Source organism: Variovorax sp. WDL1 (genome assembly GCF_001541225.1).
Taxonomy (GTDB): domain Bacteria; phylum Pseudomonadota; class Gammaproteobacteria; order Burkholderiales; family Burkholderiaceae_C; genus Variovorax.
Genome location: NZ_LMTS01000340.1, coordinates 1 through 10981, shown reverse-complemented (window position 1 = coordinate 10981; position 10981 = coordinate 1). Strand labels below are relative to the sequence as shown.

The window sequence follows — 10981 nt, the reverse complement described above, 5'->3', positions numbered from 1 at the left end:
CCCAGCCTCGGCCGGCATGGCTGGCCGGCTGCCCCTCCTCCACCGTCAGGCAGGTATTGAGCAGGAGCACGCCGTGGGTGGCCCATTTGACCAGGCTGCCGCCCGGCTCGGGAAAAGTCGGCGCCGGGATACCCAGATCACGTTCCAGCTCCTTGAAGATGTTGCGCAACGATGGCGGCAGGGCAACGCCCGGCGCCACGGAGAAGGCGAGTCCCTCGGCCTGCCCGCGCCCGTGATACGGGTCCTGGCCCAGGATCACGACGCGCACTGCCTCCGGCGGCGTCAGCTCGAGCGCTCGCAACGGCCGCGGCGGAAAGATGGCAGCGCCAGCATTCAGCCGCTCATGCAGGAAGTCGATCAGCTTGAGCCCGGCCGGCGAGCCGAAGAATTCGTCGACCAAGGGCTGCCAGCCGGGGGCCACTGGCCAATCGGCCGGATCGCTGCCGGACAGCTGGGCAGACGGCGCACTCATATGGCAACCTCCGCCCTGAGGGCTGCGGCCATCGCCTTGGGAACGGCGCGGCGGCTCATCGGAACAGGTCGGCCAGCGCTCCGCCCGGCTCGTCGGCACGCATGAATGCCTCGCCCACCAGGAAGGCGTGGACGCCGGCGGCACGCAGCGCCGCCACATCCTCGCGCAGGGTGATGCCGGATTCGCTGACGAGGAGGCGATCTGCTGGAACCCTCGGTAGCAGCTCAAGGGTGGTCTGCACCGAGACCTCGAAGGTCCGCAGGTTGCGGTTGTTGATGCCGATAAGCGGCGTGCGCAGCTTCAGCGCCCGCTCCAGCTCGGCCGCATCGTGCACCTCCACCAGCACCGCCATGCCCAGCCCCACCGCGATTGCCTCGAAATCGCGCATCTGCGCGTCATCCAGCGAAGCGGCGATCAACAGGATCGCATCAGCGCCGATCGACCGCGATTCGTAGACCTGATAGGCATCGACGATGAAGTCCTTGCGCAGCACCGGCAGCTCGCAGGAGGCCCGCGCCTGCTTGAGGTAGTCGACGCTGCCCTGGAAGAACTGGCGGTCGGTCAACACCGAGAGGCACGCCGCACTGACCTTGCCATCGCCCTCGGCATAGCTCTGCGCGATGTCGGCCGGGATGAACTCGGCGCGCAACACGCCCTTGCTGGGACTGGCTTTCTTGACCTCGGCGATTACCGCCGCCTGGCCACCCGCGATCTTGGCGCGCAGCGCGCCGGTGAAGTCGCGCGTGAGGACCCGGCTCTCGGCATCGAAGCGAATCGCCTCGAGAGGGCGCACCTTGAGCGCCGCAGCCACCTCTTCCCGCTTGACGGCAACGATCTTTTCGAGGATGTCGGACATGCTCTCCCCCTTCTCAACCCGCATTGGTCGCCTTGACCAGTTCGGCCAGCTTGACCTTCGCCGCGCCCGACTCCAGCGCCGCACGGGCACGCGCGATGCCGCTCGCCATCGAGTCGGCCAGATCGGCCGCGTAGAGCGCAGCCCCGGCATTGAGGATCACGATGTCGCGAGCCGGCCCCGGCTGGTTGTCCAGCACGCCCAGCAGCATCGCCCTGGATTGCTCGGGCGTCTCGACGCGCAGCGTGCGGTTGCTCGACATCGCGAAGCCGAAATCCTCCGGATGCAGCTCGTATTCGCGCACCTCGCCATTCTTCAGCTCCCCGACCATGGTGGCAGCACCAAGCGAGATCTCGTCCATGCCGTCGCGCCCGTAGACCACCAGCGCATGCTCGGCGCCCAGCCGCTGCAACGCGCGCACCTGGATGCCGACCAGGTCCGGATGGAACACGCCCATCAGGATGTTCGGCGCGCCGGCCGGGTTGGTGAGAGGTCCCAGGATGTTGAAGATGGTCTTGATGCCCAGTTCCTTGCGAACCGGCGCCACGTTCTTCATCGCCGGATGGTGATTGGGCGCGAACATGAAGCCGATGCCCACGTCCGCGATGCATTTCGCGATCTGCTCCGGCTTCAGGTTGATGTTGACGCCCAGGGACTCCAGCACATCGGCGCTGCCGGACTTGCTGCTCACGCTGCGCCCGCCATGCTTGCTGACCTTGGCGCCCGCCGCGGCGGCCACGAACATCGAGCAGGTCGAGATGTTGAAGGTGTGCGAGCCGTCGCCGCCGGTGCCGACGATGTCGACCAGGTGACGGGTGTCGGCCACCGGCACCTTGGTCGAGACCTCGCGCATCACCTGCGCGGCGGCGGTGATCTCGCCGATGGTTTCCTTCTTGACGCGCAGGCCGGTGATCAGCGCCGCCATCATTACCGGCGAGCACTCGCCGCTCATGATCAGACGCACGATGTGCAGCATCTCGTCATGGAACACCTCGCGGTGCTCGATGGTGCGCTGCAGGGCTTCCTGGGGGGTGATGGGCATGGTGAAGTCTCCCTTGGATCAGTGAACGGATGAGGCCGCGCCCGAATTCTCTGCGAGCGCGAGCCGGATGCCAAAGCCGATGAACAGCGCGCCCGCGCCGCGTTCCAGCCAGTGCATGCCGCGGCTTACCGAGCCCACATGGTCGCCCGAGCGCAGTGCCCGGGTCACGATACAGAGCACGTCCGGGCCCGGCGTCAGGTTCAACAGCGGGCCGGCAACGATGAAGAGCAGCAGCGAATGCGCCTCAGGCATGGAAGAAGCTCCGCATGACGGCGATGGCGCGGGCTATGCCGTCAGCGTCGACGTCCAGGTGCGTCGCGAAACGCAGCCGATACAGACCGGTGGCAAGCACGCCTTCGCGCTTCAGGTGTGCCAGCAGATCGGCGGAGCGCGCCTGCGCCTCGCCCACCAGGTCGACGAAGAGCAGGTTGGTCTGAGGCGCCTCGATTTGCAGGCCGTCGATGCCGGCCAGGCCCTCGGCCAGCCGGCGCGCCAGCGCGTGATCCTCGGCCAGGCGATCGATGTGGTGCTGCAGCGCATGCGACGCCGCGGCAGCCAGCATTCCGGCCTGGCGCATGCCGCCGCCGGCCATCTTGCGGATGCGGTGGGCGCGCGCGATCAGCTCGCGCGATCCGCACAGCGCCGAGCCCACAGGCGCGCCCAGCCCCTTGCTGAAGCACACCGAAACACTGTCGAAGCAACCCGCGATTCGCCGTGCCTCGTCCCGCGCATCGGTGCCGCGCTGCGCTGCCTGGGCGATCGCCGCGTTGAAGAGTCGTGCGCCATCGAGGTGCCGGGCGAGGCCCTTGCGCTGCGCGAGCTGCGTGGCCTGCGACACATAGTCGAAAGGCAGCAGCTTGCCGCCCAGAGTGTTCTCCAGCGCGAGCAGGCGGGTGCGGGCGAAGTGCGCGTCGTCGGGCTTGATGGCGGCCTCGATGTCCGTCAGGGCCAGCGTGCCGTCCGGCTGATGATCCAGCGGCTGAGGCTGCACGCTGCCGAACACTGCCGCGCCGCCGCCTTCCCAGCGGTAGCAGTGCGCCATCTGCCCGACGATGTACTCGTCTCCCCGCTGGCAATGGGCGAGGATCCCGCAGAAATTGCTCTGCGTTCCCGTGGGCACGAAGAGCGCCGCCTCGAAGCCCAGCATCCCGGCGATCTGCGCCTGCAGCGCGTTGACGCTCGGGTCGTCGCCGAACACGTCGTCGCCCAGCGGGGCCTGGAGCATGGCCTCGCGCATCGCGGGCGTGGGTCGGGTGACGGTGTCGCTGCGCAGATCGACCAGGGGCCTGCTCATGGTGCTACTCCAGGAAGTTCTTGAGCATGGCGTGACCGTGCTCGGTGAGGATGGATTCGGGATGGAATTGCACACCTTCGATGCGCACCGCCTGCGCGAAACCGGTGTGGCGCACGCCCATGATCTCGCCGTCCTCGGTCCACGCCGTGAGCTTGAGTTCGCCCGGGCAGGAGTCGCGCTCGATCGACAGTGAGTGGTAGCGGTTGACCACGAACTTCGCGGGCAACCCGGCGAACACGCCCTCGCGCGTGGTCGTGATCTCGCTCGTCTTGCCGTGCATCAGCTGCTGCGCTCGGACGATACGGGCGCCGAAAGCAGCCCCGATCGCCTGATGGCCCAGGCAGACCCCGAGGATCGGCAGCGTGCCGGCGAATTCCTTGATGGCCGCCACCGAGATGCCGGCTTCCGCCGGCGAACACGGCCCCGGCGAGATCACCAGTCGCCCCACGCCGGCGGCGATGCGCTCGCCCACCCCTTCGACCGTGATCTCGTCGTTGCGATGAACTTCCACCTCCGCGCCGAGCTCGCCGAAATACTGGACGAGGTTGTAGGTGAAGCTGTCGTAGTTGTCGATCATCAGCAGTTTCATGGCTTGGCTCCGATCCGATGCACGCCCTTGACCACGGGGAACACGTTGAAATTGACGAGCAGGCCCAGCCGCAGCCCCGACAGCCGCACCGTGGCCTGCGCCTGGGCACGATGCAGGTCGGTCAACGCATCGACTGCCTTCACTTCGACGACCACCGATTGCTCGACCACGAAGCCCGCGCGGCACACCTCGCCGAGCGAGCGGCCCTTGTAGCTGGCCGACACCGGCACGTCCCGCACGAAGCCGATCTCGCGCTCGGCGAGTTCGATCTCCAGCGCCGCGGCATACACCTCGGCCGGCAGGCCGATGCCGAGCACCCGTTGCACCTCGACCGCGGCGCCGATGATCTCGTGGGAGAAGTCGGTATTCTGAAACTCGTCGGCCATCACTCGAGCCCTTCCTCGACCAGTTCGGCGGCGCGCAGCAGCGCCCGCGCCTTCGCCTCGGTTTCCTTCCACTCGAGCTCGGGCACCGAATCGGCCACCACGCCCGCCGCCGCCTGCACGTGCAGCATCTGGTCCTTGACGATGCCGGTCCGGATGGCGATCGCCACATCCATGTCGCCCGCATAGCTGATGTAGCCGCAGGCCCCGCCGTAGACGCCGCGCTTGGTGGGCTCCAGCTGGTCGATCAGCTCCATCGCGTGCACCTTGGGCGCGCCGGTCAGGGTGCCGGCGGGAAAGGTGGCCTTCAGTACGTCGATCGCGGTCATGCCGTCCTTCAATGTGCCCTCGACGTTGCTCACGATGTGCATCACGTGGCTGTAGCGTTCGATGGCGAATGCCTCGGTCACCTTCACGCTGCCGGTCTTGGCGATGCGGCCGATGTCGTTGCGCGCCAGGTCGATCAGCATCACGTGCTCGGCACGCTCCTTGGGGTCGTTGATCAGCTCCTCCTCGGCCGCCTTGTCCAGCTCGGGCGAGGCGCCTCGCGGGCGGGTGCCGGCCAGCGGGCGGATGGTGATCTTCTGCTCGCCTCCGCCCGCTTGCTCCTGGCGCACGAGGATCTCCGGCGAGGCACCGACCACTTGGAAGTCGCCCAGGTCGTAGTAGTACATGTAGGGCGAAGGGTTGAGCGAACGCAGCGCGCGGTAGAGCGAGAGCGGCGATTCGGTGTAGCGCTTGCTGATGCGCTGGCCCACCTGCACCTGCATGAAGTCGCCGGCGGCTATGAGTTCCTTGGCGCGCTCCACCGCCGCGAGATAGTCGGCCTTGGCAAAGCTGCGTTCGGGCGGATGCGGCTGGGTCGGCCGCACCTGCGGCGCGCTGACCGAGTACTTGAGCTGCTCGCGCAGCTCGCGCAGGCGCCGCCTGGCATTGGCATAGGCCTCAGGCTGGGCCGGGTCGGCGTAGACGATCAGGTAGAGCTTCCCCGACAGGTTATCGATCACCGCCAGCTCCTCGCATTGCAGCAAGAGGATGTCGGGGCAACCCAGCGTGTCGGGCGGGCAGCTCAGCTCCAGCTTCTTCTCGATATGGCGCACCGTGTCGTAGCCGAAGTAGCCGGCCAGCCCGCCGCAGAAGCGCGGCAGGCCGGGCCGCAGAGCCACCTTGAAGCGCTTCTGGTAGGCCGCGACGAAGTCCAGCGGATTGCCGCGGACCTCCTCGACCACCTTGCCGCCGGTGACGACCTGGGTCAACGCCTCGGTGCCGAAGCCGCTGGCCCGCAGCAGCGTGCGCGCCGGCAGGCCGATGAAGCTGTAGCGGCCGAAACGCTCGCCGCCTACGACCGATTCCAGCAGGAAGCTGTGGCGGCCGCTCTCCTTGGTGTGGGCCAGCTTGAGATAGAGCGACAGCGGGGTTTCGAGGTCGGCAAAGGCCTCGATCATCAGCGGGATGCGGTTGTAGCCCTGCGCGCTGAGGCTCTTGAATTCGAGTTCGGTGATCACGGGGTGGGGTCTCCGTCGGCCGGCGACGCCACGTGGTCGCCGGTGTCATTCACATGAGGGGTGGCCGCGTCGCGATGGACTTCGGCCGGGGGCGCACGGCGTGCGCCGTGCAATCAAACAGGCTGCAACGATGGCGTGCGCCAAGGCCAGGCTCCCCGGCCGCCTTGACCTGTCTGAATGACGTGATGAATGAACATGGAGGCGCGAGTTTATCCCAGGCACCTCGGCAAGACAAAAGGAATGCTAGCGGACGAGATGCACGCGCAGCGCGCCGAGCTGCGCATACAGCTGCTGCACCGCCTTATCGTCCAGCCCCGCGAACAGCTCCAGCAGCCATTCCTCGTGCGCCTTGGCCATGGCCTCGAAGCCGCGGCGGCCCTTGGGCGTCAGACTCACGATCCAGGCCCGGCGGTCTTCCGGGCTGGGCGAGCGCTGGACAACGCCCTCGCGCTCGAGCTCGTCGGTCAGGCCGGTGACGTTGCCGCCGGTCACCATCAGGTAGCGAGACAGCACGCGCATCTTGAGACCCTCGCGGTAGCGGTAGAGCTGCGCCATGTAGTCGAAGCGCGCGAGCGAGATGTCGAAGTTCTCGCGCAACCGCTTGCGGATCTCGGCCTCGATCTGCGTGGTGCTGGCCAGCATGCGCAGCCACAGCTTGAGGACCGCGTGATCGCCGGTGCCGGCACGCGCCTCGTGGCCCAGCTCCTGCGCGTCGCTCAGGAGCGCATGCGACGCGTCGTTCTGCTTCATGTGACCTCGCCCCCCGAGACCGAGATCGACTGGCCGTTGACCGACGCAGCGCCCTCGCCGCAGAGCCAGCGCACCGCATCCGCCACTTCGGCCGGCTGCACGATGCGGCGCTGCGGGTTGACCGCCGCGAACTCCGCCATTGCCTCGGCCTCGCTGCGCCCCGTCTTGCCGACCACGTTGCTGACGCTGTCGCGCAGGATATCGGTGTCGGTATAGCCCGGGCAGACGGCGTTCACCGTCACGCCCTTGCGCGCCACCTCCAGCGCCAGCGCACGTGTGAGCCCGATCACGCCGTGCTTGGCCGCCGTATAGGCGCTGACATAGGCATAGCCCTTCTGCCCTGCCGTGCTCGCGATGTTGACGATGCGGCCCCAGCCCGCTTCAAGCATGCCCGGCAGCGCCGCCTGGGCGCAGAGAAAGCTGCCCGTCAGGTTGACGCTCAGCATCCGCTGCCACAGCGCGACCGAGGTCTTCAGGAAAGGCGCGCTCTCGGCCGCACCGGCGTTGTTGACGAGGATGGCGACCGGCCCGCGCTCGGCGCGCGCCTGTGCGAAGGCCGCGGCCACGGCCTCGGGATCGGCCACGTCGGCGGTCGCCACGCCGTGGCCCGTGCCGGGCAGCGAGTCGGCGACGCGCAGCAGTGCGGCGCGATCGCGTCCGAGCAGGGTCAGCACCGCGCCTTCGGCCGCCAGGGTGCGCGCGATCTCGGCGCCGATGCCGCGCGCAGCGCCGGTCACGAGCGCGTGGCGGCCAGTCATTGAATGTGCTTGCATACCTGAATTTCCCAGTCCTGAATCGTTGCAATGGTCGGCGATGGGCATGCGCCTCCTCAGCGCATGAGGCGCCCGCCGTTGAGGTCCAGCGTGGCACCGGTCACGAAGGCCGCGGCTGGCGAGGCCAGGTAGACCACCGCCGCGGCCACCTCGTCCGGCTCGCCGAAGCGTCCGACCGGAACTTCGGCGGCCAGGGTTCGCTGCCGCGCCTCATCCATCGCCTCGAGCACCGGGCTGCGCACCGCGGCCGGCGCCAGCGCGTTCACCGTGACACCGCGCGGCGCGAGTTCGCGGGCAAAAGCGCGCGTCAGCGCGATCACGCCCGCCTTCGAGGCCGCATAGTGCACGCCGGTCGCCGCGCTGGCCTGCTGCCCGGCGATCGAGCCGAGGTTGACGATGCGGCCCGCGCCGCGCTCGCGCATGTGACGCCCGGCGATGCGGCAGCCGAAGAAGCTGCCGCGCAGATTCACGGCCAGCACCTCGTCCCATTCCCCGGCGCCGATTTCCCAGAGCGAGGTCGAGGGCGTGCGGGCGGCGTTGTTGACCATCACGTCGATTGCGCCGAAGCGCTGCACGGCTGCGTCGAAGCACTGCTGGAACATGGCCTCGTCGCGCACGTCGAGGGGCATGGAGACGGCCTCATGGCCTGCCGCGCGCAAGCCGGCCGCCACGGCCTCGACCGCCTTCTCGTCGAGGTCGCCCAGCATCACGCGTGCGCCGGCATCGGCCATCCCGCGCGCGATGGCCGCGCCCAGCCCTTGCCCCGCGCCTGTCACGAAGGCTGCACGTCCGGCCAGCGAGAACAGCGCGGCAGGCGTCGACATGGCTTCAGCCCTTGGCCGGCGCCCGACCGCCCGGCCCGCGGTCCCAGGTGACGGCCGTCACGCCGCGCTCGCGCAACTTGTATTTCTGCACCTTGCCGTTCTCGGTGCGCGGCAGGTCCGGCAGCACATCGACATAGCGCGGCAGCGCGAAGTACGGCAGCCGGGTCTCGCAGAAGGCGAGCAGTTCGGCCGGGTCCAGTCGCTGCGCCTCGCGCGGCACCAGCGCAGCCATCACCTCGTCCTCGGCCAGCTCGGAGCGCACGGGGTAGACCGCGCAGGCGGCGACGCCGGGATGGCTCAGCAGCACCTGTTCGACCTCGAACGAAGAGATGTTCTCGCCGCGCCGGCGGATCGCGTCCTTGATGCGATCGACGAAGCGGAAAGCCCCATCCGCCTCGCGCACCACGCGGTCGCCCGTGTGGAACCACAGGTTGCGCCAGGCTTCGACCGTCTTTTCCGGCATGTTGAAGTAGCCGCTCGCGAAGGCATGGGGCTCGTCCGCGCGCAGCAGCAACTCGCCGGCCTCGCCGTCGGGCAGCGCCACATCGCCGTCATCCGCCACGCGAGCCTGGAAGCCGGGACGCAGCCAGCCCATCACGCCGCCCCGCGGCGAATCGGGCGCGGTGGCGATGGCGAAGTTGGTCTCGGTGGAGCCATAGCCCTCCAGCAGCCGCACCCCCGTGCGTTCCAGGAAGGCCCGGCCCGCCGATTCCGGCACGCCGGGCCCCAGCCCGACGCGCACGCGGTGGTCGCGCTCGCCCGGCCCCTCGGGCTGTGCCAGCAGGATGGGCACCATCGCACCCAGCAGGTAGACCACCGTCGCACCCGAGGCCCGCATCGACGGCCAGAAGCCCGACGCCGAGAATCGCGGCTCGAAGACCACTTCGCAACCGGTGATCGCCGCCTGCGCGAAGGTGTTGAGCGCGTTGATATGAAAAAGCGGCAGCGTCGTGCACAACACGTCCTCGGCCCCGACGCCGAGCACATCGGCGCTGTTGACGCCCCACCAGTAGTACTGCGCGTGCGGACACACCACGCCCTTGGCCGGGCCGGTGGTGCCCGAGGTGTAGAGGATGGCCAGGGGGTCCCCCGGCCGCATCGCCGCCGGCGGCAGGGCCTCGCGCGCCGCCGCCGCCGGATAGGGCAGCGTGCGCACCCCCCGTGTTGCATCTCCGGCTTGCGCATCCAGCACCCAGATCTCGCACAGCGAGGTGCGCGCCAGATCCGCAGCCAGCAAGCGCTCGACGAAGGCAGCTTCGACGACCAGAAGCTTCGCCTCGCTGTTCTGCAGGAAGTATTCGATCTGCGGCCCCATCGAGGCGGTATTGATCGGCACCATCGCTGCGCCCAGCCAGCCGCAGCCGAGGAAGACTTCAAGGAACTCGATGCGGTTGCCGCTCATCACTGCCACGCGGTCGCCGCGCTGCACGCCGGCCTGCGCCAGCGCCCCGGCACGCTCGCCCGCAGCCTGCTGCGCATCCGCGTGCGTCCACGACCGCCCTGCGATGCGCAGCAGCGGCCGCTCGCCGAAGCGCGTCGCCTGGCGCTCCAGCATCGCGGGCAGCGTGCGTTGCGCCGGCGGCAATGGGCTGGCAGGACGCTCAGTCGTCATCGTGCGTGCCTCCGCCGAGGTAGGTCGCCTGCACGCGCGGATCGTTGGCCAGCTCCTGCGACTCGCCGGTGAGCGCGATCTCGCCGGTCTCCAGCACATAGCCATGATCCGAACTCTCCAGCGCCGCCCGTGCGTTCTGCTCGACCAGCAGAATGGAGACGCCATCCTCGCGCAGCTTGCCCACGATGTTCAGGATGTCGCGCACGATCAGCGGCGCCAGGCCCAGGCTGGGCTCGTCCAGCATCAAGAGGCGCGGCGCCGACATCAGCGCGCGGCCCACCGCCAACATCTGCCGCTCGCCGCCCGAGAGCGTGTCGGCGCGCTGCGCGCGGCGCTCGGCCAGGCGCGGGAAACGGTCGTAGACGGACTGCAGCCGCTTCTTGAGTGCGTCGCTGCGCAGCTTGCTGCCGAAGGCGCCGAGCTGCAGGTTGTCGAGCACGCTGAGCTCGCCGAAGAGCTCGCGCTTCTCGGGCACCAGGCAGAGGCCGCGTTCGACCCGCGCCTCCACGTCGAGCCCGTGCAGGTCCTCGCCCTCGAAGCGCAGCACGCCCTTGCAGGGCAGCAGGCCCATGGCCGCGGCGAGCAGCGTGGTCTTGCCGGCGCCGTTGGGGCCGATCACAGAGATGATCTGGCCGTGTTCCAGGTTCAGCGAGACGCCGCGGACGGCTTCGACCTGGCCGTAGGACACGTGAAGGTCGCCTATTTCTAGCATCGCGGTCATTGGAAGGCCTTCTCGTGGCTCGTCACTTGGGGTTGTATTGCTTCCGCTCTCTGCGGTCGTGCTCCCTCTGCCTCTGGGCTGAGGTGAGGGCACTGGACTTTCGATTCGTACGTTGCTGTTGGTTTGAGGCTGGAGCCGGGGCGTCGTCCCGGCAGCCGAGTCA

General features: G+C 68.7%; 12 protein-coding genes and 1 pseudogene. All 13 read right to left on the bottom strand.

The window, feature by feature from the left end:
* The coding region (locus tag APY03_RS45180) for a uracil-DNA glycosylase (protein WP_232324566.1) at positions 1-472 on the bottom strand (472 nt) is incomplete at its 3' end.
* 55 nt (positions 473-527) lie between these two features.
* Positions 528-1328 carry an indole-3-glycerol phosphate synthase TrpC gene (gene trpC, locus APY03_RS38400; protein WP_068685901.1) on the bottom strand — a complete coding sequence of 267 codons (801 nt, stop codon included), beginning with the start codon at positions 1326-1328 and terminating at the stop codon, positions 528-530.
* 13 nt (positions 1329-1341) lie between these two features.
* Complete coding sequence (trpD, locus tag APY03_RS38395) at positions 1342-2367, bottom strand: anthranilate phosphoribosyltransferase (RefSeq protein ID WP_068685899.1); 1026 nt, start codon at positions 2365-2367, stop codon at positions 1342-1344.
* A gap of 123 nt (positions 2368-2490) precedes the next feature.
* Positions 2491-2619 (bottom strand): annotated as a pseudogene (locus APY03_RS45835) (LysE family translocator); the annotation flags it as partial.
* Complete coding sequence (ltaE, locus tag APY03_RS38385; RefSeq protein ID WP_068685895.1) at positions 2612-3661, bottom strand: low-specificity L-threonine aldolase; 1050 nt, start codon at positions 3659-3661, stop codon at positions 2612-2614. The pseudogene APY03_RS45835 and the gene ltaE, both read right to left, overlap by 8 nt.
* A 4-nt stretch (positions 3662-3665) precedes the next feature.
* The gene (locus APY03_RS38380; RefSeq protein WP_068685893.1) at positions 3666-4250 is read right to left on the bottom strand and encodes an anthranilate synthase component II; all 585 of its coding nucleotides are present in this window, start codon (positions 4248-4250) and stop codon (positions 3666-3668) included.
* Complete coding sequence (locus APY03_RS38375) at positions 4247-4636, bottom strand: GxxExxY protein (RefSeq protein WP_068685891.1); 390 nt, start codon at positions 4634-4636, stop codon at positions 4247-4249. Before APY03_RS38375 ends, APY03_RS38380 begins: the two co-directional genes overlap by 4 nt.
* Entirely contained in the window at positions 4636-6138 is a 1503-nt protein-coding gene (trpE, locus tag APY03_RS38370) for an anthranilate synthase component I (protein ID WP_068685889.1), read from the bottom strand. The genes APY03_RS38375 and trpE overlap by 1 nt, the downstream gene beginning before the upstream one ends.
* Before the next feature lie 243 nt (positions 6139-6381).
* Positions 6382-6888 (bottom strand): MarR family winged helix-turn-helix transcriptional regulator, encoded by a 507-nt coding sequence (locus tag APY03_RS38365; protein ID WP_068685886.1) that lies wholly within the window; start codon positions 6886-6888, stop codon positions 6382-6384.
* Positions 6885-7661 (bottom strand): SDR family NAD(P)-dependent oxidoreductase, encoded by a 777-nt coding sequence (locus tag APY03_RS38360; RefSeq protein ID WP_068685880.1) that lies wholly within the window; start codon positions 7659-7661, stop codon positions 6885-6887. The genes APY03_RS38365 and APY03_RS38360 overlap by 4 nt, the downstream gene beginning before the upstream one ends.
* 56 nt (positions 7662-7717) lie before the next feature.
* Positions 7718-8485, bottom strand: a complete 768-nt coding sequence (locus APY03_RS38355) for an SDR family NAD(P)-dependent oxidoreductase (protein ID WP_068685878.1) — start codon at positions 8483-8485, stop codon at positions 7718-7720.
* Positions 8486-8489: 4 nt separating this feature from the next.
* Entirely contained in the window at positions 8490-10097 is a 1608-nt protein-coding gene (locus APY03_RS38350; protein WP_068685876.1) for an ATP-dependent acyl-CoA ligase, read from the bottom strand.
* On the bottom strand, positions 10087-10818 hold the full coding sequence (locus tag APY03_RS38345) for an ABC transporter ATP-binding protein (RefSeq protein WP_068685874.1): 732 nt from the start codon (positions 10816-10818) through the stop codon (positions 10087-10089). The genes APY03_RS38350 and APY03_RS38345 overlap by 11 nt, the downstream gene beginning before the upstream one ends.
* Positions 10819-10981 lie beyond the last annotated feature (163 nt).

Coding starts and splice junctions, on each gene's coding strand:
- trpC (WP_068685901.1), bottom strand. CDS start 1,328: ATGTCCGACATCCTCGAAAAGATCGTTGCCGTCAAGCGGGAAGAGGTG.
- trpD (WP_068685899.1), bottom strand. CDS start 2,367: ATGCCCATCACCCCCCAGGAAGCCCTGCAGCGCACCATCGAGCACCGC.
- ltaE (WP_068685895.1), bottom strand. CDS start 3,661: ATGAGCAGGCCCCTGGTCGATCTGCGCAGCGACACCGTCACCCGACCC.
- APY03_RS38380 (WP_068685893.1), bottom strand. CDS start 4,250: ATGAAACTGCTGATGATCGACAACTACGACAGCTTCACCTACAACCTC.
- APY03_RS38375 (WP_068685891.1), bottom strand. CDS start 4,636: ATGGCCGACGAGTTTCAGAATACCGACTTCTCCCACGAGATCATCGGC.
- APY03_RS38365 (WP_068685886.1), bottom strand. CDS start 6,888: ATGAAGCAGAACGACGCGTCGCATGCGCTCCTGAGCGACGCGCAGGAG.
- APY03_RS38360 (WP_068685880.1), bottom strand. CDS start 7,661: ATGCAAGCACATTCAATGACTGGCCGCCACGCGCTCGTGACCGGCGCT.
- APY03_RS38355 (WP_068685878.1), bottom strand. CDS start 8,485: ATGTCGACGCCTGCCGCGCTGTTCTCGCTGGCCGGACGTGCAGCCTTC.
- APY03_RS38350 (WP_068685876.1), bottom strand. CDS start 10,097: ATGACGACTGAGCGTCCTGCCAGCCCATTGCCGCCGGCGCAACGCACG.
- APY03_RS38345 (WP_068685874.1), bottom strand. CDS start 10,818: ATGACCGCGATGCTAGAAATAGGCGACCTTCACGTGTCCTACGGCCAG.